At 49.4% G+C, this 26,140-nt stretch carries 21 protein-coding genes and 1 pseudogene; 10 read left to right on the plus strand and 12 right to left on the minus strand.

All coding sequences use genetic code 11. The annotated features are described in order from the left end of the window. The first annotated feature begins 92 nt into the window (after window positions 1–92). The 7 genes from ABF86_RS02610 (at window position 93) to ABF86_RS02640 (ending at window position 7,653) form a co-directional block, all read left to right on the plus strand. Entirely contained in the window at window positions 93–638 is a 546-nt protein-coding gene (locus ABF86_RS02610; protein WP_074455444.1) for a hypothetical protein, read from the plus strand. Window positions 639–727: 89 nt separating this feature from the next. Beyond that, complete coding sequence (locus ABF86_RS02615; protein WP_240142194.1) at window positions 728–2,962, plus strand: FecR domain-containing protein; 2,235 nt, start codon at window positions 728–730, stop codon at window positions 2,960–2,962. Window positions 2,963–2,982: 20 nt separating this feature from the next. Continuing rightward, on the plus strand, window positions 2,983–3,486 hold the full coding sequence (locus ABF86_RS02620) for a prepilin-type N-terminal cleavage/methylation domain-containing protein (protein WP_011633632.1): 504 nt from the start codon (window positions 2,983–2,985) through the stop codon (window positions 3,484–3,486). Window positions 3,487–3,495: 9 nt separating this feature from the next. Then, entirely contained in the window at window positions 3,496–3,951 is a 456-nt protein-coding gene (locus ABF86_RS02625) for a type II secretion system protein (RefSeq protein ID WP_083341415.1), read from the plus strand. Beyond that, on the plus strand, window positions 3,951–4,487 hold the full coding sequence (locus ABF86_RS02630; protein ID WP_074455411.1) for a type II secretion system protein: 537 nt from the start codon (window positions 3,951–3,953) through the stop codon (window positions 4,485–4,487). Before ABF86_RS02625 ends, ABF86_RS02630 begins: the two co-directional genes overlap by 1 nt. Before the next feature lie 227 nt (window positions 4,488–4,714). Beyond that, window positions 4,715–6,424, plus strand: coding sequence for a tetratricopeptide repeat protein (locus ABF86_RS02635; protein WP_074684727.1), 1,710 nt, complete (start codon window positions 4,715–4,717; stop codon window positions 6,422–6,424). 431 nt (window positions 6,425–6,855) lie between these two features. Continuing rightward, window positions 6,856–7,653, plus strand: a complete 798-nt coding sequence (locus tag ABF86_RS02640) for an NF038132 family protein (protein WP_074455413.1) — start codon at window positions 6,856–6,858, stop codon at window positions 7,651–7,653. A 213-nt stretch (window positions 7,654–7,866) separates the two neighbouring features. Here the strand turns inward: ABF86_RS02640 and ABF86_RS02645 are convergent, their stop codons facing one another. From ABF86_RS02645 to ABF86_RS02665, 5 genes are all read right to left on the minus strand, one after another. Beyond that, the gene (locus tag ABF86_RS02645; protein WP_160803449.1) at window positions 7,867–9,930 is read right to left on the minus strand and encodes a VWA domain-containing protein; all 2,064 of its coding nucleotides are present in this window, start codon (window positions 9,928–9,930) and stop codon (window positions 7,867–7,869) included. A gap of 5 nt (window positions 9,931–9,935) precedes the next feature. Then, window positions 9,936–10,730 (minus strand): CbbQ/NirQ/NorQ/GpvN family protein, encoded by a 795-nt coding sequence (locus ABF86_RS02650; protein WP_218138411.1) that lies wholly within the window; start codon window positions 10,728–10,730, stop codon window positions 9,936–9,938. A gap of 31 nt (window positions 10,731–10,761) precedes the next feature. Then, complete coding sequence (locus ABF86_RS02655) at window positions 10,762–12,108, minus strand: cbb3-type cytochrome c oxidase subunit I (protein ID WP_074684730.1); 1,347 nt, start codon at window positions 12,106–12,108, stop codon at window positions 10,762–10,764. A 36-nt stretch (window positions 12,109–12,144) separates the two neighbouring features. Beyond that, window positions 12,145–12,597, minus strand: a complete 453-nt coding sequence (locus ABF86_RS02660) for a cytochrome c (RefSeq protein WP_074684731.1) — start codon at window positions 12,595–12,597, stop codon at window positions 12,145–12,147. A gap of 231 nt (window positions 12,598–12,828) precedes the next feature. After that, complete coding sequence (locus ABF86_RS02665; protein ID WP_074684732.1) at window positions 12,829–14,754, minus strand: potassium transporter Kup; 1,926 nt, start codon at window positions 14,752–14,754, stop codon at window positions 12,829–12,831. Window positions 14,755–14,920: 166 nt separating this feature from the next. Between ABF86_RS02665 and ABF86_RS02670 the strand changes: the two are divergent. Then, a pseudogene (locus tag ABF86_RS02670) lies at window positions 14,921–15,661 on the plus strand (IS5 family transposase); the annotation flags it as partial. A 15-nt stretch (window positions 15,662–15,676) separates the two neighbouring features. Here the strand turns inward: ABF86_RS02670 and ABF86_RS02675 are convergent. Both ABF86_RS02675 and ABF86_RS02680 read right to left on the minus strand, forming a co-directional pair. Further along, on the minus strand, window positions 15,677–16,135 hold the full coding sequence (locus ABF86_RS02675) for a YaiI/YqxD family protein (RefSeq protein WP_074455417.1): 459 nt from the start codon (window positions 16,133–16,135) through the stop codon (window positions 15,677–15,679). 43 nt (window positions 16,136–16,178) lie between these two features. Next, window positions 16,179–18,299, minus strand: coding sequence for an EAL domain-containing protein (locus ABF86_RS02680; protein WP_074455418.1), 2,121 nt, complete (start codon window positions 18,297–18,299; stop codon window positions 16,179–16,181). Between the two features lie 772 nt (window positions 18,300–19,071). On the opposite strand from ABF86_RS02680, the gene ABF86_RS02685 reads away from it, so the two are divergent. After that, entirely contained in the window at window positions 19,072–20,253 is a 1,182-nt protein-coding gene (locus tag ABF86_RS02685; RefSeq protein ID WP_160803450.1) for an NAD(P)/FAD-dependent oxidoreductase, read from the plus strand. A 141-nt stretch (window positions 20,254–20,394) separates the two neighbouring features. Here the strand turns inward: ABF86_RS02685 and metW are convergent, their stop codons facing one another. The 5 genes from metW to ABF86_RS02710 all read right to left on the minus strand — a co-directional run bounded on the left by metW (window position 20,395) and on the right by ABF86_RS02710 (window position 24,662). Then, window positions 20,395–21,012 carry a methionine biosynthesis protein MetW gene (metW, locus tag ABF86_RS02690; RefSeq protein ID WP_011633644.1) on the minus strand — a complete coding sequence of 206 codons (618 nt, stop codon included), beginning with the start codon at window positions 21,010–21,012 and terminating at the stop codon, window positions 20,395–20,397. A 30-nt stretch (window positions 21,013–21,042) separates the two neighbouring features. Continuing rightward, entirely contained in the window at window positions 21,043–22,176 is a 1,134-nt protein-coding gene (locus tag ABF86_RS02695; RefSeq protein ID WP_011633645.1) for a homoserine O-acetyltransferase, read from the minus strand. A gap of 98 nt (window positions 22,177–22,274) precedes the next feature. Next, on the minus strand, window positions 22,275–24,002 hold the full coding sequence (ptsP, locus tag ABF86_RS02700; RefSeq protein WP_011633646.1) for a phosphoenolpyruvate--protein phosphotransferase: 1,728 nt from the start codon (window positions 24,000–24,002) through the stop codon (window positions 22,275–22,277). Then, window positions 23,999–24,268 carry an HPr family phosphocarrier protein gene (locus ABF86_RS02705; protein ID WP_074684734.1) on the minus strand — a complete coding sequence of 90 codons (270 nt, stop codon included), beginning with the start codon at window positions 24,266–24,268 and terminating at the stop codon, window positions 23,999–24,001. The genes ptsP and ABF86_RS02705 overlap by 4 nt, the downstream gene beginning before the upstream one ends. Then, window positions 24,258–24,662: a PTS sugar transporter subunit IIA gene (locus ABF86_RS02710; protein WP_074684735.1), complete on the minus strand. Its 405-nt coding sequence runs from the start codon at window positions 24,660–24,662 to the stop codon at window positions 24,258–24,260. Before ABF86_RS02710 ends, ABF86_RS02705 begins: the two co-directional genes overlap by 11 nt. 348 nt (window positions 24,663–25,010) lie before the next feature. On the opposite strand from ABF86_RS02710, the gene ABF86_RS02715 reads away from it, so the two are divergent. After that, window positions 25,011–26,048, plus strand: coding sequence for a phosphatase PAP2 family protein (locus tag ABF86_RS02715; RefSeq protein WP_011633649.1), 1,038 nt, complete (start codon window positions 25,011–25,013; stop codon window positions 26,046–26,048). Window positions 26,049–26,140: the final 92 nt, after the last annotated feature.

Genomic DNA, 26,140 nt, shown 5'->3' on the forward strand with positions numbered 1-26,140 from the left:
TCGGATGAGCTGCAGCACTACGCGGTGCTCACAGCCTCGCTTATCTACTGGATGTATCTCGTCAATTGCTGAATCTGGTTGCGGGATCTGATATGGCCAGCGCGGTTTATCGGAAATGGATGCTCTGGGGTGCTCTGGCGGCTACTGTACTAGCAGCATTGCTGGTTGATGATGAGAGTGAACAGGCTGTGGATGATGTAGTACAGGCAGTACAACCGGTATCTGGTTTTTCAGGCGACAAACGCACTGTTGGACAAACCCGTGAAACGTTGCCGGTCGATCAATTGGGAAAACGAAAATTTAGTGCCAGGGCAGATGATATATTCGCTGTGACTTCCTGGGTGCCGAAACGCACTGCTGTAGATAGCAGTTTTAACCCGCAAATTCTTCAATCCAGGCAGGAAGAAATCAGGCGACAGCCGCCGACACCCTCTGCGCCACCATTACAGTTTGAATATCTGGGTCGAGTGGTTGCGGAAGGAAAAACCCGGATATTTCTGGCCCAGGCAGATCAAAATTATGTTGCTGGTGTGGGGGAAAGGATCAATGCGGAATACCGGATTGATCGGATTCGGGAGGATGCAGTTGAACTGATTTATCTTCCCTTAGGTGTCAGGCAAACACTGCTTATCAATTAGAGCTGTCCATAAAGGGTGTCATGAATAGAGGGAGAAATTTTTTTGTGCTGCTGCTATTGTGTGTATTGATCACCGGTTGTGCAACACAAATGACACGAAACCCCTCCTTCCTGGAAGGAAAACAGCTGATCGCGGAAGGTCGGCTGGAAGAAGGATTGAGCAAGCTGGAGCAAGCTGCGCGCGAGGAACCAGATAACAGGGAAGTGAGTGCGACTCTGGCCAGAGAACGTGATTCCATCATTGGCCAGATTTTATTCGAGGCGGATGGCTTCCGGATGGCAGGCAATCTGGAGCAGGCGGAGCTGGATTATCAACGAGTCCTGGGTGTCAGTGTCAATAATGAACGTGCCCGGGAAGGATTAGAAGCAGTTGAGCTGGAGCGCCGTCATATTGTGCTGGTGAATCAGGCAAAAGAAGCGCTTGCGCATCATGACGTGGAAGGTGCGGAAAAAATCGTAAGAGGGGTACTGGCAAATAATCCCATGCAATCCGAAGCCAGGCAGCTGATCAAGGCGCTTAGTGAACGGATTGCACGGGCCGAGACATCCGAATTATCCCTGATCTCCGAGTTCAGCAAGCCAATTACCATGGAGTTTCGTGATACATCACTAAAAGCCATATTTGAACTTATTTCCCGCACGGCTGGTATCAATTTTGTGTTTGATCGCAATGTTCAGCAGGAAGCAACGGCTTCGATGTTTGTACGGGACAATTCCATTGAAGATGTGCTGAAATTGTTGCTTCTGACCAACCAGCTCGCTTATAAGGTGTTAAACAGCAACACGCTGTTGATTTATCCGGATACGCCGGCCAAGCAAAAAGATTATCAGGAGCTGGTAGTGCGCAGCTTCCATGTCGCTAATACCGATGTCAAACAGATGGTGGCTATGATCCGTGGGCTGGTCAAGGCGCGTGATATCTACGTTAACGAAAAACTCAACCTGTTTGTGATCAGAGATACGCTGGAGATGATCCGGTTAGTGGAACGCCTGGTTGCAATCAATGATTTTCCTGATCCCGAGGTGATGCTGGATGTGGTTGTATTGGAAGTGAAGCGTGATAACACACTGGAGCTGGGGCCGAATATGCCTACTTCGGTGACATTCAGCGCCATCCCTGGAGTGGGTGCACCTGCCCAGGCGGCAGCTGATTCCGTGGTGAAAATGAGCATGATCAAGAATGCGGGATTTGAAGGTCTGCGGAGTTTTACCATTAGTAATCAGGCAAAAATTGATTTTGGCAGAACGCTGACTAACGCGGATGTGCTGGCCAATCCCCGTATTCGCGTTAAAAGTCGGGAAAAGGCAAAAATCCATATCGGCAACAAGGAGCCGGTGTTCACCGTGACCAATACCGCCAATGTCGGGTCGGCTGCTTCAGCGACTTATATTGATGTCGGATTGAAATTCGAGGTTGAACCAGTCGTTAGAACCAACAATGAGGTAACACTGAAAGCATTGCTGGAGGTCAGTAGTAATCTGGGCGAGAAGAGATCCGGAGGGGGAGATAATGCGGCCACAGCCATTGTCATCGGTACACGCACTGCGGAAACAGTGTTGGAATTGCGCGATGGGGAAACACAGGTACTTGCCGGATTGATTCAGGACGATCTGAGCCGGGTAAAATCGGGTATCGCTGGACTGACCGAGATTCCGATACTGGGGGATATTTTTTCCAAGCAGGTCAGGAAACATAATAAAACCGAAATAATTTTGCTGATCACACCGCATATTATTCGTAATGTCGTTCAGCCCAACCATTTTGAGAGTGAATTTTATTCCGGTACAGCCAGCGCTGCCGGAAAACTTCCTGTTACTATCCGGAAAACGGCTCCGCAATCACTAGCCATGGAATCCTCAGGCAGCGCTTCAGTCGGTGGTGGCTATGCCGCATTTGGCCAGGCGGCACGATCTGCCGGATTGCTCGGCACGGAATCTGATCCGTTTGAAGAAGCTATCACCCAGGCAGGAAGTGTTGCGTCACCTTCGCTGACATTGCGGGCACCGGAAAGCGTGACAATGGGACGGGAATTTACCACTACTGTCAGGCTGGTGACACAGAATTCCATGCTGTCCGGTGAGTTGAACCTGATCTATGATCCGGAGGCGCTGGAGTTGATAGATGGCGGAGAAAAATCCGGCATGCGCAGCCTAAAATTTGGACGGGATCAACCTACTGGAATGACGGCAGTATTACGTTTCAAGGTGATTAGTACAAATCCGGGTTCAACCGAAATCGCGTTACAGAATCTGCAGGTGCGAGATGAAACCGGACAGGCGATTGAAGTGGACGTGCCACCGACAGCAACTATCCGGATTCAATAAAGGTATCTCTGAAAACGATCGTGCAAAAAGTGTTTCCAGAAAACTGTCATTTTCAGGCTTGTCGAGGTTTTACGCTGGTTGAACTAATGGTTGTGGTGGTGATTATGGGAATCCTGGCTTCTGCTGCAATGCCGTTAGGTGAAATGGTCGCCAAGCGAGAAAAGGAGCAGGCGTTGCGTACTGCACTGCGTCAGATTCGTACAGCGATTGATGCTTACAAGCAGGCGGCGGATGAAGGACGGGTGGAGAAGAAAGCTGATGAAACCGGCTATCCCCGCAAACTGGAAGATCTGGAGATGGGGGTAGACGATACCAAGGATCCGGACAAGAAAAAAATCTTTTTTATGCGCCGGCTGCCGCGTGATCCCATGTTTCCCGATTCTGATGTAATGGCTGCCGAAACCTGGGGTAAGCGCAGTTACGCCAGCTCACCCGATCATCCTGAAGAAGGGGACGATGTTTATGATGTTTATTCATTGTCGGAAAAGGTGGGGTTGAACGGGATTCCTTATAACCAATGGTAAAATTTGCTGATGGGTTTGTCATCAATCGTTCAAAGCCGTTTTTTTAGTGGCCATCATCTAGTTGATGCAGATCAGCCTGATGGACATTTTATACGGTTGCGTGAGCGTGGGTTTACACTGATCGAGCTGCTGGTTGTCATGACAATTATTGCTATTTTGCTCACCATTGTGTCGCCACGTTACTTTACATCCGTTGATCGGGCGAAGGAAACGGTGCTCAGGCAGAACCTTGGTATTTTGCGCGATGCTATCGATAAATATTATGCCGATACTGGCAAATATCCGGCTGATTTGAATCAGCTGGTTGAGGATCGCTATATTCGTGCAGTACCGGTTGACCCGATTACTGGGGAAAATATCTGGGTGGAAATACCACCTCCTGATCCTGAAATGGAAGGCGTATTTGATGTACATACCATTTCCAACAAGCAGGCGCTGGACGGGACGTTTTATGAAAAATGGTGATGAAACGGATCAGAGAAGAACAGGGATATATTTATATCTGGATGTTGTTTGCTGTTATGCTGGCGGGCGTGATGCTGGCTGCCGCCGGATTGGTATGGCAAACAGAAGCCAGGCGGGAGAAGGAGCAGGAATTACTGTTTGTGGGAGATCAGTTTAGGCGGGCGATTGAATCTTATTACAATGATTCCCAAACCGCCGGGGGAGGCGCTGGGCGCTACCCGGAATCGTTGGAACAATTACTTAAAGATGAGCGTTCCCCGGTTGTTAAACGGCATCTCAGAAAAATTTACTATGATCCGATGACCGGCAGCCACAACTGGGGGCTGATCAGGCAGGAGGATGGAGGGATCATCGGTATTTACAGTCTTTCGACAAATGTGCCGATCAAGCGAACCAGCTTCCCGGCGGATTATGCGGCGTTTGAAAATGCCGAGAGTTATCAGAGCTGGAAATTCACTCTGGCTGCCAGTGGTACCGGAGGACAGGGGACGCAACAGATCGATGATCAGAAAAATGTGCCGGGCAGCATGCCTTGATGCCTGATTCCCGAGTGTTTCACTTAATCCATTTGCGCAGGATCAGTCTGCTCCGGATGTAAACGCCTACCCATCCCCGCAAAATTCTGTGGATCAACCAGTTGATCAGTGATTGTCTTTTTAAATAAAGAATATTGAAACCAACCGAATATACCGTAATTACAAGAACCAGGCTTGTTGTTTGAAAGTCTTAGTACAGATAAATAGTTGCCGAAGGCCGATACGAAATGAATGTTATTTTGACGATATTATTAGCAACGCTGCTGGGCGTGGCGGGATGTACCCAGCTTCCCAAGACAGGAAATAAAGTTATGGGTGATTCGGAGGCACCCGAGAATGCAGCGCCCGTTACTGAACTCACTGCTGATCTTCTTTTTGATTTCCTGCAGGGAGAAATTGCTTTGCAGCGGAATCAGCCAGGCGTTGCTGTGGAAAGCTTTATCCGGATGGCAAAGGAAACACGTGACCCGGGAATCGCAGAGCATGCGACTGATATCGCACTGCGGGCGCGTCGTTTCGATGATGCCCGGGAAGCCATTGATTTATGGGCAACGCTGGAACCGAATTCCATACAGGCACATCAGGCAGCTGTAGCGCTGTTTGTTGCGACCGGCCAATTGAATAAAGTGCGTCCTCATATTGAACGGTTGCTTGTGCTTGAGCCGGAAACCGTCGATAAGGCTTTTATGCAGCTTAACAAGCTTCTGTCTCATCATCCAGACAAGGAGGCAGTACTAAAGCTCATTCGGCAGCTTGCAGCGCCCTATCCTGATCTGCCGGAAGCCCATTTCGCTGTTTCACAGGCCGCATGGGTTGCCCGTCAGTTCAAATCGGCATCAGAAGCCATGAGCCAGGCGCTCAAGCTGCGACCGGAATGGGAAATGGCTGCTGTACACCAGGGACAGATTCTGCAGAAAATTGATACAGACAAAGCACAGGCCTTTTACAGTCAGTATCTTGACCGGTTTCCCAGAGCCAATGATATGCGAATTGCCTATATCCGCATGTTGATGGAGGAAAAAGAATTTGATCGGGGGCGTGAACAATTTCAGAAACTAGAACAGGCCAATCCATCCAATCCGGATATCGCGCTGGCAATCGGTCTATTATCCGCCGAGCTGGATGATCTGGAAAATGCCGAAAAATATTTCAAACGTGCCTTGCAACTGGGGTTTGAGGATGCCGATACGATTCATTTCAATCTGGGACGTATCTATGAGATCTCGCAGCGTGATGCGCAGGCAATGGATGCCTATCAAAAGGTGGCAAGTGGAGATCGTTATATTCCAGCACATGTGCGCTATGCTTATTTGCTGGCAAAACGGGATAGCGTGGTAGCTGCCAGACACTATCTGAAGACGATCCAGGTTTCGGATGAGCGGCAACGTACGCAGTTGCTGATCTCCGAAGCACAGTTGCTACGAGATAATAATGATTTCCGGGGAGCGTATGATTTGCTGGATGCCTATCTCCGGAAATATCCGGAACAGGTCGAGCTGCTTTATGATCGCGCCTTGATGGCAGACAAGATTGGCAAACTGGATGTGCTGGAACGGGATCTGCGTAGATTAATCCAGCTGAAACCGGATAATGCTCATGCCTACAATGCACTGGGTTACAGCCTGGCCGAGCGTGGAGAGCAGTTACCGGAGGCATTGGCGCTGGTCCAGAAGGCGATTGAGCTCTCTCCTGATGATCCTTACATTCTGGATAGCCTGGGCTGGGTGTATTACCGGATGGGTGATCCGAGAAAAGGGATCAAGTATATAAAACTTGCTTTTGATACGCGCTCTGATCCAGAAATTGCCGCGCATTATGGAGAATTGTTGTGGGTATCCGGTGCCAGACAAGATGCTGAAAAAATTTGGCAAACAGCACTGGAAGATCATCCTGAAAACGAGCTGCTGCTGGATACCATCAGGCGGTTCATGAAATAGACAGCAGCCAAGGAACTTCTGAAGAACATCAGTGAAGCAGTCAGTGCAAAGTTGCTTCATGTGTTCATAAAGAGGTAAATAACATTCCGTAAGGTGTGCTTGTGTGCATCATCAAACTGATAATCCGACAAAAATAGACGATCTGATGTGATTTCTGTCGGATTTTTATACACCTCCTCTTTTTTGTCCATTGGCCTTTGAAATCCCACATCATTTTTCTCGTTCTTGTGAAAAAGAACAGAAAAGTTCGTTGAAAATCCCGTAAAAAATTAAAAAAAGTTTGCAGAGCACCAAAAGTGTGTCGATAATTTTTACATGTCATTGCCATTATCTCGTCTTTTATTGTTGTTATTAAATTAGTTATTGTTATGGCATGAAATTTGCTTATTAATGAATGACAATTTTGTCAATAATTCAGAGGGGAAGAAGTTATGAAAAATAGGAGTTGGGTGGCCATTGGTTTGACGGGTGCTATAGCAGTGTTGTCACTAGGTGGTAATGCAGTAGCAGCTCCACTGCCGGACAGCTGGACATGTGTTGGTAATTGCGGAACGAATACCGCGGTTGATGGTGTGGTAACGCTGGCGCCAGGTTTTAATTCTTATCAGTGGATTTCAACAAATAATGGCCCTAGTGGTGCTGGCGCATTACCAGTCGGTCCGACTGGACAAGAAACCAACGGTTCTGCAGCACACACGGGGACGTTTTCTGTAAATGCAGGTGATACGTTAAATTTTTATTTCAATTACATTACTTCTGATGGAGCTCAGTATACAGAATATGCATGGGCCGGTTTATATCAGGACTCAAGCGCATTTGATTCCTATCTGTTTACCGCGCGAACGACTCCTTCTGGCGATACCGTACCGGGATTCAGCCTGCCGGGCTTGGGTAATGGCGTAACGCTTTCACCTAACACGACTGAAATTATTTCCGGTGGCCCAGCATTCTCACCGCTCGGCAGCTCCTCGGGTACCTGCTATTCAACGGGGTGTGGCTACACTGACTGGGTCCAGATGAGCTATACATTTACCACAGCCGGAATCTACTCACTTGGATTTGGTGTTACTAATGCGCTGGATACTGCTTATGATTCTGCCTTTGCGATCGCTGGCGTGTCGATTAACGATGTGCCCATTGACGATAATACCGTACCTGAACCAGTGACACTGGCACTGTTTGGCATTGGCCTCATTGGATTGAGTGCATCACGACGTAGACGCGCATGAGTTGATAAATAAGCTCTTGTTCTGACAAAGGGTGAAGCAGCCAAATGAATTGGTGCAGGCTGCTGCACCCTGTCTCATACTGTTTGTTTATTCCCTATAAATTGCCTTACCAGATTACTTTACCCTTCAAGGGTTTGCAAAGACGGTATTCTTACCATCAGTGTTGCGTACACCCTGCTGATTATGTCAGATGATTCGTGAAATAACAGGCAGTCAGCCAGTCAGTTGCCGATAGAGTGCCGGAATAATTTTGATGAGTCGTTCCGGCCGATTGATGATGGCGTAGCCACCACGGCCGAACAGATAAGGAAAATAAGCTTGTGCTTCATGGTCGATGGTGATGCCAAACAATTGCAATCCTTGCCGCCGGGCTTCGATAACCGCTTGGCGAGTATCTTCAACGCCGTAGCGACCTTCATAATGATCCAGATCGTTGGGTTTGCCATCAGTCAGCAACAGAATCAGGCGGTGACGTTCTGGTCGTTGCGCCAGTAACTGGCTGACATGGCGCAATGCTGTGCCCATCCGGGTGTAGTATCCTGGCCGTAATGCTGCAATACATCGCAATGTCCGGCTGCTGAAAGGTTCGTTAAAATCTTTCACAGTCGTCATTTGCACAAAATGGCGCTGGCGTGAGGTAAAGGTGTGAATTGAAAAACAATCCTGACAAGCGGCAATGCCAGTGGCCAGTGCAACCAGTGCTTCTTTCTCGATATCCAGCACCCGCCGCCCGCCAATCCAGCTGTCTGTGGAGAGAGAAACATCTACCAGCACCGCGACCGCCAGATCTCGTGCTTGTTCGCGTGCAGCAAGATAGAGCCGATCTGTACCCATGCCATGAGCGGCCTGATCCGCCTGGGCGCGTACGAGTGCATCCAAATCCAGTTCCGCGCCATCCGGCTGGCCGCGTAAAATTTCCCTACGAGGGCGTAATGCCTCGAACTGACGGCGAATCCGGCGAAACTGCCGCCGGGCACCGTCACTGGGTTCCCATTGCTCTCCGGTTTCACTGGCGATTCGGCACAGCACCTGACAATGGGCAGCGTGATATTGTTTGCGGCGATAATCCCATTCAGGGTAAGTTAGTTTCGCAAGCAGGCTGGCTGGATCGGTATCTTCCGGTGCCAGATCAAGATCAAATTTCAATACTGTGGAGGCGCGCCGTCGATGGGTAGTAACGGCCAGCTCTTCCATTGAATCAGCTACTTCTCGAGCGCCTGCTTCATTATCATCTTCTACTGGTCGGTTGACATTCACCATTTCCGACCAGGTGATCAGTTTCTCAAAACGGTTTAGTAATAGGGGATCATTACGTTCGCTCTGGTCAAATTTTCTCCGTCGGGCTTTTCTACTGCACCGATCTTCCTGATTGACAGAATGATCAACCCGATCTTCATCAGCGGACAATGTTCGGGTAGTACCCGACGGTGAATCTATTTCTATCGTGCCCCATAACGGCACTGGCAGAAACGGGTGGTAACCTTTATCTGCGCGCAGATCACTGAAATCCGGTTCAGGTTGTTGGATGCGTGCGAGTAAATTGATTGCTGCCGGATCAGTACACGGTTGTCCAAGCAGGGCAAGTACAATGGATTCTACAATATGCTCTTGTGTCGGTAGTGAACGGGGTGGACGTGTTTGAAGTAAATGAGAGCACATTGTCTGATATGTTTTTTTTAAGCCTAGATAGCGTTGACAAATAGCAAGACTGGTTTGCCAGGCACAATGAAGAAAATAAAGATCAGTCTGGAATGGATCATCCTTTGAAAAAGCGGATTGATGACAATGCTGGCTTATTTCGTCGAAATGTCCGGATTGCTTACCGCTACTTGCTGACGCCTGCTGCACTTCATTCTCGGTAGCGTGCGCAGTCGCAATGACATTGGTTGATCTAATCAGGGTTTTCTTGCCTGTCATAGCAAAAAAAGCGGCTAACCAGAAGTAGAGTTGCCGATTGAGCGATGCTTCTGGGAACAAGCAAATCTCGGCGGGCAGTAATAATCGTTCCGGGCCAAGTACCGCCAACGGCAGTTTTTCTTGGTGATGACCCAGGCGCTGTTTCCAACTTGGACGATTTCGTACTGTTTGTAGCATTGTGGCCGTCAGTAACAGACCGTGATCACCACCCATACCATGAAAAAATGTGCGCAACGCTGCATGAATGGATTCCAGCGAAACGGCGGCTGAAGGATAGTGTGGGTAACTACTTTCAGACTGGCCAACCAGTCGGTGCCAGAGACGGCCGATTTGTTCTTCCAGCTCCAGCCATTGCCACATGGTGTTTAACCGAAAGTAGCGTGGATCAGTTCAAATAAACCTTGTTGCACTTCCGGCTCATCGCTTAATGGTTCGATCAATGCGGCTTGTGCTGCCTGCAGGGGATCAAGCCCAGCCGCCATCAGTGTAGCGCAGTACACCAGCAACCGGGTGGAAACACTTTCTTCCAGATCAACTTCTTTCAGCAGTCGCAGTTGGGTAGCTAGATTGACCAGCGCAGTGCAATGTTCTCTTGCGAGGCCGCTTTCATTGGCGATAATTTCCAGCTCAATTTCCGGTGGAGGGAAGTCAAAGGACAGGGCGATAAACCGCTGCCGTGTACTGGGTTTGAGTGATTTAAGAATGTTCTGATAGCCGGGATTATAGGAGATGACCAGCATGAAGCTATCTGGTGCCTGCAATACTTCATTAGTACGTTCCAACGGCAACATGCGCCGATCATCTGTCAGGGGATGCAGTACGACTGTTACATCCTTGCGTGCTTCCACAACTTCATCCAGATAACAGATACCGCCTTCGCGGATGGCGCGGGTCAACGGTCCATCCACCCAAACTGTTTCCCCACCCTTGATCAGGAAACGGCCAGTCAGATCAGCTGCGGTCAGATCATCATGGCAAGAGATCGTAAAAAGCGGCCGCTGTAGTCGGGCAGCCATGTGAGTGACAAAGCGGGTTTTGCCACAGCCGGTTGGCCCTTTCAGTAACAGCGGCAAGCGTTGTCGGTAGGCAGTTTCAAACAACTCACATTCATTGCCGATCGGGACATAAAATGGCAAATCTGTTGCCGTAGCAGCTGTCACAGCTATATTCCCGGAGTGGCTAACAACTGTTTCATTTGTTGGCTGCCCGCAAGTTCAGGGAGGGTGACACCTGGTTTTTGACAGGCCCCAACGCAGCGTAAATGTATAGGATTACGCCGATAACGAAGACGATACCGGACAGCAATCGCATCCAGTAGAACAAATCCAGTTGCTGTTGAATTTCCATGAATCCCAGTCCCATAACCCGTTGTAAATGCGTTTGCAGTACCCCGGCAAACGTCAGGGTGAAGGTCATGAACGCCATGGAAGCAGTCATCACCCAGAAACTCCACATATTCAAAATCTGGTTATACGGTTGCACGCTGCGCAATTGTGGCAGGGCATAGGTGAAGAAAGCCAGATTGAGCATGACGTAGGCACCATAAAATGCCATGTGTCCGTGAGCAGCGGTGATTTGCGTACCATGACTGTAAAAATTTATGAATGAGAAACTGTGCATTAGCCCCCATACCCCGGCACCGAAAAAAGCCATCACCGGACAGCCTAAAGTCCAGAGCATGGCGGCCTTATTGGGATGATTACGTCCGCTGCGGTACACCATGTGGAAACACCACAGCACCATAGCGAAGAAGGGCAGCACTTCCAGAATCGAGAACAGACTGCCGATCCATTGCCAATAGCTTGGTGTGCCAATCCAGTAATAGTGGTGACCGGTGCCTAGCAATCCGCTGAACAACGCTAGACCAACAATTACATACAGCCATTTTTCGATGACTTCACGGTCCACGCCAGTCATCTTGATTAACAAAAAAGCAAGCATCGATGCCATGATTAACTCCCATATGCCTTCCACCCAGAGATGCACGACATACCACCAGTACATTTTGTCCAGCGCGAGGTTATCCGGATTATAGAAGGCAAATAGAAATAACAGTGCCGCCCCCCACATGCCAAGTAGCAGAACTGTGGAGACAACGGTCTTTCGTCCCTTGAGGACTGTCATAGAGACGTTGTACAGAAATAACAGGAACGCAACGACTAACAACACTTTGACCCATAAAGGCTGTTCCAGAAACTCCCGGCCTTCATGTATCCCCATCAGGTAACTCACCACGGCAGCCAGTGCAGCGAAGACGAAGATAAACAATTGCAACCAGGCAATTTTCGGGCTATGGATATCTCGCTCGCTTTCTTCAGGAATCAGAAAATAAGCTGCCCCGAAGTAACCTAGCAGCAGCCAGATCAGCAGGGCATTGGTGTGAATCATCCGAATAATGTGGAATGGCAAACTTTCTGCCAGTAAATTAGGCAAGGTATAGACGGAACCGGCAAGGACACCGGCCAATACCTGTACAAGGAACAGCGCTAATGCGGCGATGAAATAGGGGTAAGCAAGTTTCTGGGTCGAATATTTCATGGATATTTTCCTTCGTATGATAGTTGTTCAGGTGAGTTAGCCTGCGGTATTTGGAGGCCATGCTTGTGTATCAATACGACTGACCCACTCAAGAAAATCGATTAAGTTATCCAGCTCCTGTTCGCTTAAATTGAATTGTGGCATCTGGCGACGTCCCGGTACACCGGTTGGCTGGGCTCTCATCCAGGCCTTTAATCCCATTCTTGCACCCTCCGGATGCTCACGTCCGCCATAGCGGACCCAAACATTACCCAGTTCTGGAGCAAAATAAGCCCCTTCACCCAGTAGCGAATGGCAATTGATGCAGGCATTGTGCTCCCATACCTGTTTTCCTTGCGCAACAGAGGGCGTGAGTGTTGCCTGATCAGTCGAACTGTTGACAATATATAGATGGGTATGGATTGAAAGTGCAATGAAAAGTAGCAGGAAGAAAGCTGTCCCGCCGTAAAAAATATTACGGGCAGCCGATTTAGTAAACCTTTCACTCATCGCTATTCTCCTTGTTCAAATATTTTGGGTAATTATAGCTGTGACCGGGTTGCTGGTATTTTAGGGCCGCAGAGTATAGCCAACTTGTCGGCATTTGTCTGATGACTCAGAACCTGCATGGAGGCTCTTGTACATCGCCATATTTGCTTGCCTGGATCCATTCCCGCAACTACCTCAACTACCTGCTGCTTTATCGTCTGGAGCGGATGCATTGCGCTAAATAATACCGTGTTACAGCTCGACCTGTATGCCGAGCTCGATCACGTGCTCTGGCGGCAGATGGTAGAACGCCGTTGGCCAGGCGCTGTTGCGTGACATAAATGCAAACAGGCGATCTCGCCAGAGCGCCATTCCGGGGCGTTCGTCGGTAGGGATCAACGAGGCACGGCTGAGATAATAGGTCGTGGTGTCGAGATCAATCTTCAATCCCAATGTTTCACATGCTCGCAGCGCCACCGGAACATTCGGACTTTGCATGAATCCATAGTGCACAATGATGCGGTGAAAACCGGAAGACAGCTCCATGACTTCAAGGCGCTCTGCTGCCGGTACACGCGGCACCTCTTCGGTAATTACGGTAACCAGGACCACTTGTTCGTGCAAGGCCTTATTGTGAATCAGCTGGTAGAGTAATGCCGGCGGTGTATCGTGCTGGTGGATAGTAAGGAAAACTGCCGTACCAGACACACGCACAGGAGGATCAGTCACGATACGTTGGAGAAAATCTTGGAACGACTCGGTTTCCTTATGTATTCTCTGTATGAGAAGCTGGCGCCCCTGCTGCCAGGTAATCATTAAGGTAAATATGAACACGGCTATGGCCAGCGGGAACCAGCCACCATCCGTGATCTTGAGTAGATTTGAACTGAAGAAGGCCAGGTCAATTATCAGGAATCCCACCGTCACTGCTACTGCGGTCAGGATGTTCCAGTGCCAGCGTTCGCGCATCACAAAAAATGCCAGAATGGTAGTGATCACCATAGTACCTGATACCGCGATACCAAAGGCACCCGCGAGGTTATCCGAGGAGCGGAAGTGCAGTACCAGCCATACGGCAGCAATCATCATGAACCAGTTTGCCGCAGGCACGTAGACCTGGCCGATTTCCTCCGAGGAGGTTTGCACCAATGTCAGCCGTGGGCTCTGCCCAAGCTGAATCGCCTGCCGGGTCAGCGAGAATACACCTGAAATGATCGCCTGAGAGGCAATGATAGTGGCGAGCGTTGCCAGGCCTACCAGGGAATATAGGAATGATGGCGGCGCTAGGTGAAAAAACGGTTGTGCCTCATGTGGGTCGAGCAATAGTAGCGCCCCCTGCCCGAAATAATTAAGTAACAAGGCTGGCAGTACCAGGGCAAACCACATTAGCCGGATCGGCGCTCGCCCAACATGTCCCATATCTGCATAGAGAGCCTCGGCGCCGGTTAGGGCGAGAAACACGCCACCGAGAACTCGGAAAGCGCTCCAGCCGTTATCAGTGAAGAAATTGATCCCATAATAGGGGTTGACCGCGACCAACACCTGTGGATGGTGAATGATTCCATTCAATCCGAGCAAGGCGATTACTACAAACCACACTAGCATGATCGGGCCGAAGACTCTGCCGATGCGCGCGGTACCTCGCTTCTGTACCATAAACAGCAGCACCAGAATAACGGTGGTTGCCGGGATTATGTAAGATGTCAGTTGTGGTGCTGCCACTTCCAGCCCTTCCATGGCGCTCAGTACCGAAATCGCTGGTGTGATCATGCCGTCGCCATAGAGCAGCGCCGCACCAAACAATCCAAGGACAATCAGTATATTGCGCTGGTGTTGTGGCGATCCGCGCCAGGGGCGCAACAGTGCCAGCAGAGCCAGAATGCCGCCTTCGCCGTGGTTATCCGCACGCATAATAATTAGCAAATACTTGATCGAAACAAGGATGATCAGCGCCCAGAAAATCAACGACAGGATACCCAGGATACTTTCAGGCGTTCTTGAGTCGGGCGCCATATTGTGCAGCGCTTCGCGAAACGCATATAGAGGGCTGGTAGCGATATCACCGTAGACCACACCCAAGGCGGTTAGGCATAAAGCAGCAGTGAGGCGGGGGTTTGTGTCCTGTTCGTTACGTGATCCTTGCCTGTTACTGGCAGATGATTCCGAATCGAGTGCCATGTTTTATTTTCTTTTTTTTCGATGTAGGGAGATTACTGCTTAAACTACCCATTATGCAAACCTGCTGTAAACCGTAAACGGTAGTATATTTGACGAAGCATTGAATGACACGCACAAACGCGAGAGTGTAAGAATTTTTGTGTAAACGGTTATTTGGCAGGATACTGCCGTGCGACGCAGTACCAAGCCTACGACAGTGGATCTATATGAGGTGTTCTGCGCGGTGCTATACCTACTGCGCACCGGTTGCCAATGGAGATTCCTGCCCAGTGAGTTTCCCAAATGGTAGCGTGTGTATGCCTTATTGGCACAAATGGAGTGAGCCCGATCAGCACGGTGTGAGTGTGTTGGAGCAGGCATTAAAAAATCAGGTTGGCGCGGCCCGCGAGAAACGGGGGCGCAACGCTTGCCGCACGTTCTTGATCGTGGACGCGCAGAGTGTGAGAAACACGGACATGGCGGGCCAGAAGGGCTATGACGCAGGCAAGAAGGTATCGGGCATCAAGCGTCTATCGCTGTCGATACCCAGGGCTTGCCGCATACCATTGCGGTGACGACAGCAGAAGTGACTGATCGCAAAGGTGCGTTGCAAGAACCTTGGAACACTGCAAGCCAAGCTTGGAGCAGGTCCAAAGTATGCTGTGCGACAGTGGCTATGTGGGCCAGCCCTTTGCACAAGGTGTGCACGAAATCCTGGGCGAGCATGTGCAATACAAGTACAGATTGCCAAGCGCAGTGAATTGCATACCTCTACCGTTATCCCCAAGCGTTGGGTGGTGGAGTGCAGTTTTGCCTGGCTGGAGAAGAATCGACGGCTGTGGAAAAACCGCAAGCGTAAACTCCATACCATACCAGCTTGCAATTCATTCATCTGGCCTTCCTGGCACTACTACTCAAAAGATCGTAAACAGGTTCTAAACATCTAAGAGGCTGTTTGACTCAGCTTCATCATCAAACGATCCAATGCATTGGCAAATCCGCGCTGATCAGATTGACTAAACGCTGCAGGTCCGCCCGTTTCCACCCCCGCACTACGCAATTCTTCCATCATATCGCGTATCGATAATCGTTCACGTATGTTATCTACGCTGAAAAGCTCTCCTCGATGGCTGAGCACGAAGGCTTCTTTATCAATTAACTGTGCTGCCAGTGGAATATCGCCCGTAACCACCAAATCACCAACGCCCGCGTGTAGCACAATATAATCATCCGCCACATCAAAGCCACGGGGTACTTGAACCGCTCTAATCAAAAGTGAAGGTGGTGTATACAACATCTGATTCGCCACCAACGTTAAAGGCCGTTTCCAACGTTGTGCTGCCCGAAATAAAATATCTTTAATCACGACTGGACATGCATCCGCATCGACCCAAATATGCATCTTATCTCCTAAAACCCATGCTCTAGCGCATGGATAATTGTAGTTATTTCCGGCTCAAAATCGCGCTGAATGCTGGTTGAGTCAGCTTTAAATGTAGGTCATTACATGTATGCTGGTGTAGCAGTTCACTAAATTCGTCTGCTGTTACAGGCTTGCCCAGCAGGAATCCCTGTACTTCATCGCACATCATGCTTTTTAATTTCGTGAGCTGCGAATCGGTCTCGACGCCCTCAGCTACCACATCCATTCCGAGTGTATGGGCAAGTTTGATGATTGCAGAAACGATGGCGCTGCCTTCATGTCCGTACTCATCCATACCACTGGTGAAAAAACGATCTATCTTCAGTTGCTTGGCACGGAAGCGTTGCAAGTAGGCAAGGCTCGAATAACCTGTCCCGAAATCGTCAATGGCAATCTCGAAGTTGTTTTCCTGGAACTTACGGATCATATCAGTCGTTTTGGGTGCATCCTGCATCGCCACGGTTTCCGTGATTTCAAACATGATCTGTTCGCATGGGATTTGTTCAGATCGGACGATATCCAGCATCGTTGTGATCAGATCCGGTTGCTCCAGTTGCCTGGGAGACAGATTGATGGCCACCTTGATTGCTGGCAAGCCGTCTTCCTTCCAGCGGCGTAGTTGTTGGCAAGTTTCGCGCACCACCCAGTAACCTATTGGGATGATTTGCCCGGAACGTTCAGCGATCGGGATGAACTCTATCGGTGGTAAAAGTCCGAATTCTGGATGGCGCAGACGGAGTAGCGCCTCGGCACCGACTAGCTCACTATTGCTGCCACGGAATTTTGGCTGAAAATACAGAGAAAAGTAGCCAACTTTGAGTGCTTCGTGCAAGACACGCTGAATCTGCAGCGCGCGAGTGGCCGCTTCATTCATGCTCGTCTCAAAAAATCGATAGGTGCTGCGCCCACCCCGTTTTGCTTCGTACATCGCGGCATCCGCGTTCTTCAGCAGTTTTTCAACGGTATCGCCGTCTTGTGGAAATAATGTAATTCCGATACTTGGCATCACCTGTAGAGGCTGGTTATTGGCCCATAGACCTTGGCGCATGCGGCTGAGTATGCTATCTGCCATTTCTGAGGCATCGTCCGTAGTCGCGATATTTTCAAGCAGTGCCACAAATTCATCACCTCCCAGCCGGGCGACCGTGTCGCTGCCGCGCACGCAATGCAGCAACCTTAGCGCGAACGCCTTCAGGACTTCATCCCCAACTGAATGCCCAAGAGAATCATTGATGATCTTGAATCCATCGAGATCCATAAACAGGATGGCAAACATATTCCCATCGCGCCTGGAAATTTCAATCGCACGTTCCATCCGCTCTATAAGCGTCCAGCGGTTTGGCAAATCCGTCAAGGCATCAAATGTTGCCATGCGGACGATCTGGTCGTTGAGGCGGGATACTGAGCCAGTAAGAAAGTTTGCCCTCGCATCGTAGCGAGATAGTGTGAGTGTAATGATCAGGATCAGGAATGTGAGCAAAATGATGGTAGTGGCGAGCCATTGCGAATCGATATCGTTGGCTGTGCCGCTAGTTGATCCGGGTGGAAAATAGGCGGCGGCCATGCCGGTGTAGTGCATCCCGGTAATCGCGACACCCATCAGGAACGCTGCGCCGATACGCTTAGCAATCAGATGGGTTTGATCTGCATCGCTGAGAATGTAAGCAATCCACAGTGCAGCATTGGCTGCAATAATGGCAATAACAACCGAGATACCGAACAGCAGCGGATCGTAGTGAATCGCAGGTTGCATCTCCATAGCGGCCATGCCGGTGTAATGCATGCTGGAGATACCCAAACCCATCAGGGTGCCGCCGATGAGGAGGCGAGAAATCGTCAATTTTGTTTGCGTGACCACATACAGCACAGAATAGGAAAGCAGTATGGCGATCACCAGCGAATAGACGGTAGTTGCGAAATCGTAACCGAGTGGGGTAGGCAGCAAAAAAGAGAGCATTCCAATGAAATGCATAGACCAGATACCAATGCCCATTGCTGCTGCGCCGCCGGCAAGCCACACATAACGCAGCCTGGGACGCGTCAATGCAGAAATGTGGCTCGATAGGTCAAGAGCGGTATAAGAGGCAAGCATGGCCACCACAAGTGACAAGCCAACCAGCCAGGAATTGTATGTGGCTTGCATGACAGTTCCGGTACAGGATTAGTAACATAGAGGATAACGGCAACGAGAGCACTTCTTTTAAGCACTGCCACGGTACTTATAATCTATTTTCTGAGATCGTATCCCTGATACAGCAGCTACATTTCCTGATTGGAGTACTTGAGAGTTTTAGTTGGACAGACCAAATTTACCCCTGGAGTTCGTGAATGATCTGTTCGCCTGGTACAAGAGCATCGCGGCGAATATCCATCGCTGTGGGCGCCGGTTGAATCAATTGCCCCCAGTTTGTCTTGATCAATTGATACACTTTCTCAATTAATCATGGTTGTTTACAAACCAGGCCGTAGCCTTTGCCAATAAATATGTCACGCTCCATCTCCACACGCTTGAGCTTCGTTGGAATTCAAGGGAGTACCACTCGATACCGAAGCCGTGGTAGTTGCCTGATTAGGCTGATATTGAAACGGCGCCAGACTTAGATCAAAGTGTAGTGGCAGCCAAATTCCTTGGATAGCCTACGAACAGGTAGACACAAGTGGGCCTGGGCATTGATTTTTATCGCGATGAAGTAACTGGCATGCTTCATTTTCATTCCAAGTAAACGTTTGGCAGTACCAATCATTGTTCAATCACAACATAACTAACGTATAGAGGCGGAATAACCACATCGTATCAGGTGTTCTGTCGTTGTCCTGCCTGGATTTCTTTGACTATTCTTTCGATTGAATTTTTGTAGAATACCCGGTTTGTTTGGTTCTCTTTTTTACGGTTGATCCCCACCGATTTAACTATCATGGCTCATTCTTTTGATGTGATTATCATCGGTGCTGGCGCAGCCGGATTGATGTGTGCGATTGAGGCTGGCAAGCGAGGGCGCAAGGTGTGGTTGATTGATCATAGCGCCAAGATCGCCGAGAAGATTCGTATTTCTGGTGGTGGGCGCTGCAATTTTACCAATCTGCATACCCAGCCCCAAAGCTACCTTTCTCAGAATCCGCATTTCTGCAAATCGGCATTTAGGCGCTATACGCCGCAGGATTTCATTGCACTGGTGCGCAGGCACGGTATCGCTTTTCATGAAAAGAAGCTGGGGCAGTTGTTTTGCAATGATTCCGCCAAACAGATTATCGCTATGTTGTTGGCGGAAGCGCATGAGGCAGGTGTGAAGCTGGAAACCTCGGTGCAGGTGCGTGCCATTGAAGCAGTTGCGGGCGGTTATTGGCTTAAAACCAATCAGGGCGAGCAAACTTGTGCTTCGCTGGTGATCGCGACTGGTGGCCTTTCGATTCCCAAGATTGGAGCGACGCATTTTGGCTATGAGGTTGCCAAACAATTCGGATTGCGCGTGATTCAGCCGCACGCGGCGCTGGTGCCGTTGATTTTCGATGGAGCATTGTTGGCACGTTGTCAGGCATTGAGCGGGCTTTCGGTCGAGGCGGATGTGCGTTTCGGGAAACAGATTTTTGCTGAAGGATTGCTTTTCACCCACCGAGGGTTGAGCGGGCCTTCCATTTTGCAAATCTCATCGTATTGGGAGGAGGGAGAGCCGATTGTGATCAATCTTGCACCAAGTACGGATGTGTTGGCATTTTTAAAAGTGCAAAAACAACATCAGCCCAGACTGCATATCAACAATGTATTAGCGGAAATCTTGCCTAGGCGACTTGCCCAAAGTATTTGTGATGAACGGAATGATAGCGGGCCATTGGCCAACTTGTCCGATGTCCGGCTTGCGGCGCTGGCTAGTGCTGTCAATGATTGGCATATCAAACCGGTTAGTACTGAAGGTTATCGGACGGCTGAAGTGACTCGGGGCGGGGTAGATACACGTGAGTTGTCTTCGCAGACAATGGAGGCAAGCAAACAATCTGGCCTGTTCTTTATCGGCGAAGTGGTGGATGTTACCGGTCACCTGGGTGGTTTTAACTTCCAATGGGCCTGGTCCTCGGGTTACGTAGCCGGGCAGTATGTATAGACTTGTTTTGGTACCGGCATGGCAGCCAGTGCTGCCTGGTGAGTGCATGATGATCTGGGCATAGACTTTTATCGTGCTGAAGTAGCTGGCAAATCGCACCGCTCATCTTGCCTGTTCCATCACATCAATTTGAGTTGCCAGTTACGCTGCGTGGCCAAAGCGATAAAACGCAAGAATACCGAAGAGATTGGGAAAGAATGCGACCTTTTTATCATGATTCATTACTCGCCTTTCCAGGATGTTCACTTTGTGTTTCTGGCATAGTTGCTCGAAATCGTGCAAGGTACAAAGGTGAATATTCGGGGTGTCATACCATTGATAAGGCAGATTGGATGAAACTGGCATGTGTCCGGCAGCAACCTGCAAGCGGTTTTTCCAGTAACCGAAGTTGGGAAAAGAGACGATACCTTCCTTGCCAACGCGCAATATCTCCTGAATGATATTTTCTGTGTTTTTCATCGCCTGTAATGTCTGCGACAGGATGACATAATCAAACGATGCATTCTCAAACCCGGACAGGCCGGATTCAAGGTCGCTGTGTATGACATTGATTCCTTTTTGCATGCACGCCAGAATATTGTGAGCGCTGATTTCCACGCCGTAGCCGCGTACATCGAGCTTGTTACCGAGGTAGTGCAGTAACGTCCCGTCACCGCAACCCAAGTCAAGCACGCTGGATCCTGGTTTGATCCAGGCTGCGATAGTGGCGAAATCCGGCCGCAATGTCAGGACCGATCTGCTGATTTCAGTTGTTGTCATGTCCAAATAAGAAACCGTTAACCGGTTCTGCTAGATAGAGATGTTATCCATGTAGGCGCGCACCAGCTGGTGGTAGTAGTCATCCTGCATGAGAAAAGAGTCGTGCCCGTATGTGGAAGGTATTTCCGCATAGCTGACATTCAGTTTATTGTCGAGCAGTGCTTTGACGATCTCGCGTGAGCGTTCCGGAGAAAAACGCCAGTCAGAGGTGAACGAGAGTACCAGGAAATCTGCTTGTGCACGCGCAAACGCTGCACTCAGGTTGCCATCATAATCCTGTGCCGGATCAAAATAATCCAGCGCTTTTGTCATCAACAGATAAGTGTTGGCATCGAACAGATCGGCAAATTTATCTCCCTGATAATGCAGGTAGGATTCAATCTGAAACTCCACGTCATAATTGAATGCAAGCGAGCCATTACGCAGTTCACGGCCAAATTTGCTGGCCATGGAATCATCCGACAGATAGGTGATATGACCGAGCATACGGGCCAGGCGAAGCCCTCTGCGCGGGTGGGTGCCATGGGAATAATAGTCTCCGCCATGAAAATCCGGATCGGTCAGAATCGCTTGTCGTGCCACATCGTTGAAAGCAATATTCTGTGCCGTTAATCTGGCAGAAGCGGCGATCACCGCGACATGGCGCACTCTTTCCGGAGCATCAAGCGCCAGTTGCATGGCCGACATGCCCCCAAGACTGCCCCCAATGATGGCAGCAAAACAATCAATACCGAACTGGTCAGCAAAACGCACATAGGTTTTTGCCCAGTCACTTGTTGTGACCAGCGGAAAATCCGGGCCGTAGCGTTTTCCGGTTCTGTTATTAATGCTGATGGGGCCGGTAGAACCATGGCAGCCACCCAGATTATTAATGCCGATGACAAAAAATTTCCGGGTATCAATCGGTTTTCCTGGACCGATCATGTTGTTCCACCATCCGGTATTCTTGGGATTATCTGCGTAAACACCAGCCACATGGTGGTTGCCGGATAATGCGTGACAGACCAGAATTGCATTGGATCGCTCCGGGTTCAACTCCCCGTAGGTTTCATAGACCAGTTCATAGCTGTCCAGTACAGCCCTGCTTTTCAGGCTGAGTGGGGTGTCAAAATGTACGCGTCGCGCCGAGACGATACCGATAGAATCAGAATCTTGCATGAACATCTGAAAATAATAAAACTGACTGTAGATGTGAAAAATGAATGCTCATTGTATCTAATTGTATTACCGAAAATTCAGTATTCCTTAGGGAGGTGGATGTATCAGCTATTAAGTTTCTGCAGCAGATCATGAATTTTCTCCGGCTCGTCCGCCTTGAGTATCTTTTGTATCAGGCGCGAAATATCGGGCAAAGAACTATCCAGTACCTCCCGTTTCACAGTCAGTAGCTGTGTGGGATACATGGAAAACTGCCGTAGCCCCATCCCGAGTAACAGACGGGTATATTTTGCATCGCCTGCCATTTCTCCGCAGATAGAAACCGGTATGCCGGCTTTTGTCGCACTCTGGATGATCCGGGCCAATAATCGCAAAATGGCCGGATGCAGCGGATCAAACAGATGCGCAACGGTTTCGTCGGTCCGGTCAATTGCCAGTGTGTACTGAATGAGATCATTGGTGCCGATGGATAAAAAATCCAGTTTGCGCATGAATAGCTCAAGGCTCAGCGCAGTTGCCGGGATTTCCACCATGCAGCCGATTTTAATAGTTTCATTGAAAGGCTTGTTTTCATCTCGTAAACTTTGCTTGGCAAATTCGATCATTTGCAGTGTCTGATCAACTTCCCGGCTGCTGGAAAGCATCGGAATCAGGATCTGGGTATGGCCCAGGCTTGAAGCGCGCAAAATGGCGCGCAGTTGCGCCAGAAACATGCCTGGTTCGGCCAGGCTCATCCGGATCGCACGCAGGCCAAGCGCCGGATTGGGAGCCATGCGATAGGCGCTTCTGAGATTCTTGTCCGCACCCAGATCAAACGTACGAATGATGACAGGTGATCCATTCATGCCTTTGATCACCGTGGAATAGGCTTCAAACTGTTCTTCTTCATCCGGCAGATCATCCCGGTTCAAAAACAGAAATTCACTGCGAAACAGACCGATTCCGGTTGCGCCATGTTCTTTTGCCCGCTCGACTTCTTGCGGCAGTTCGATATTGGCAAGCAAATCCACCGGAGTACCATCCCGTGTCACTGCTGCTACAAAGCGGAGACGCCAGAGTTTGCGTTTCTCCAGCTCAAGCTGGTTTTGCTTCAGACGATATTCGGCGAGGATATATTTATCCGGGTTGATAATGACGATGCCCTGATTGCCATCTACAATCAGATTGTCATTCTCGCGGATAAGCTGCTGGGCGTGCTGCATAGCCACGATCGATGGAATATTGAGACTGCGTGCAACAATAGCGGTATGCGAGGTTGGCCCGCCCATGTCTGTCAGAAAGGCAGAAAATTGATACTGCTTGTATTGCATGACATCAGCCGGACTCAAATCATGTGCTACCAGAATACCGGAGCCATCTTGTTTCACCGGCGGGGGCGTATACCCCGGATGTCCGAGCAACACCTTCAGAACCCGTTCAGCTATCTGGGCAACATCGGTTTTGCGTTCACGCAAATAGGCATCTTCTATTTCCTCGAAGCGTGCAACCAGGACCTCCATTTGTTGTGTAATTGCCCATTCGGCGTTGCATTGCGCTTGCTTTACAATGTCCAGTGCAGCCTGGGAAAACATCGGATCATCCAGAATCATCTGGTGCAGTTCCAGAAATGCATTGAATTCAGCCGGTCCAGCTCCTTGTACAGTAGAACTCTTTAGTGTTTCCAGCTCCAGCCGCACGGTGGAAAATGCGTTGTGTAACCGTGCCAATTCAGCATCAATTTGATCTTTTGGCAGCTGGTAATGAAGGATGTTCAGCGCTGCTGACGAGGCCAGATGAGCACGTCCGATCGCAATTCCGTCGGACACACCGACACCATGGAGGATGAAACTCATTCACCTTCCCCGAAGCAATCATTGATCAACGCTTTTAATGCTTCCATGGCCTGAATTGCGTCGGGTCCGATTGTTTCCAGCTCGACCACTGTACCCTTGCTGGCGGCAAGCGTCATGACACCCATGATGCTTTTGGCATTTACCCGGCGACCGCTGCGTGTCAACCAGACTTCACTCTCGAACCTCTCTGCCAGTTGTGTCAGTTTGGCTGATGCACGCGCATGCAAACCCAGTTTATTGAGGATAGTTAACGTCTCAGTTGGCATTGCCGGTTTCCTGCGATATATGAAGGATACTTTCCCGTCCGCCTGTCAGGACTTTGTTAATCAGCTGTGGCAGGGGAATATGCCGGTGCTGTACCGCACGCAACAACATGGGCAGATTTAGCCCGGCCAGGCATTCAACGCGCCCATCCTGAATCAGCCCACAAGCAATATTAGCTGGCGTGGCGCCCAAAATATCCGTCAGAATCAGAACACCGTCACCCTGATCCAGCTGCTTGAGTACTGCCTGCAACTTTATCGCCTCAGTATCCGGATCTGCAGCCGGGGACACAATATGATTAAGCAACAGCGGGGGACGCTCGCCCAGAATATGGATGACGCAGTCAATCAGACTGGCCCCAAACTGCTCATGACTGATGATCAGGATTCCGATCATTTTGTGATTTACCTACCTGTTTACTAGAAATGAATTTCTGGATTTTATCATCAAGGTATTTCTAAACAATTCAATTGCTCGTGTAATTTGTATTCGTATTAAAAATGCATACGGCGATATCTTTTTCAATGGCGGCGGATTTAATTTAGATGACGGTACAGTGTGCTGTCAGATCTGGTAAGTAAATATTAAGCAGGTTGTAAGCTATTTCACGGCAGGTTTCCACAAAATGAATCATGATCACGCAATAATTGTAACGATTACGTATGTAGAGGCGTGTGGTTGCAGAGAGAAATAGAAATCGGAGTATATGCTGGAAAAATTTAATCCTACTGTCAATTTTCGGTGATGGAGCAATTCTTTGTAACTGTTCTGCTTTCAATTGAGCATTTTCATATGCTTGGCGGGGTAGCTTTTTTGGCAGCGTTGCTGGCCATATTGGCCGCCTGGATCATGCTGTGGCTTGTCCAATATTACCTGCTTCGCTATGGCAACAGGTTATGGCGGGCAACGGTATCGTTGGGCCATGTACTCAAGAGCAAGTTTATTTGCAATCCATACGTGCACCGGTGGATGCGCCGACATCCCGGCAGCATCCGGTTTCTGGCGGAGCGTGCTGATTACACCCATTTTTTCGGCCTTCCACTGACACTTCTTTTCTTGTCGCTTGCCGTTACGTTGGTTTTGCTTGTAGAAGTTGCTGAAGATGTCGCTACTTCCGATTCGATCGTTGTGGTTGACCATATTGCTGCCCGGTTGATTTCCACATTTCGTGCGCCAGAACTTATTCCTGTTGCCATCTGGATTACGAATTGGTGTGCACCGCCGATAATCGGCATATTGCTGGTGGTGGCATGTTTGTTGCTATGGCTGGTGAACCGCAGATTTGCTGCCATAGGCTTGATAACTTCGTTACTGGGAGCCTCCCTGTTCAGTGTGCTGAACAAATTGATTTTTCAGCGGCTCCGGCCGGATGGCGCTGTGCTGTTTGAACCATCCTATTCCTTCCCAAGCAGCCATGCCACCCTGTCAGTCGCTTTCTATGGATTTCTGGGGTATTTGCTGATCAGATCTGTGCAGAAGTGGGATACACGGATCAAATTATGCTTTGCCATGATGGGATTTATTTTTCTGATCGGACTCAGCCGCATTGTGCTCGGCGTACACTACCTGAGCGATGTCTGGGCGGGCTATTTGGTGGGGTTACTGTGGCTGATCTTGGGCATCAGCGTGAATGAATGGCTTGCTGCAACCGGGCGAATTGACTGGAATTTACCACTTGACCGGCGTCGGAGAATACTAGCGTGCTCCCTCATGCTTGTCGCAGTAATTGGTGTTGCCGGTTATTTATTTGCCCAGGCACTGGTTTTTCGCAGTCTGCAATAGAAGCATCGTCTAGTTTGACTAAGAAGGTTTAATGCCCAAAATCAGCGGTATGAGCTGCAGGCCGGTATTTGCATGGATAAATTATTATGCGT

This window comes from Nitrosomonas sp. GH22 (assembly GCF_009833115.1).
GTDB classification, from domain to species: Bacteria; Pseudomonadota; Gammaproteobacteria; order Burkholderiales; family Nitrosomonadaceae; genus Nitrosomonas; species Nitrosomonas eutropha.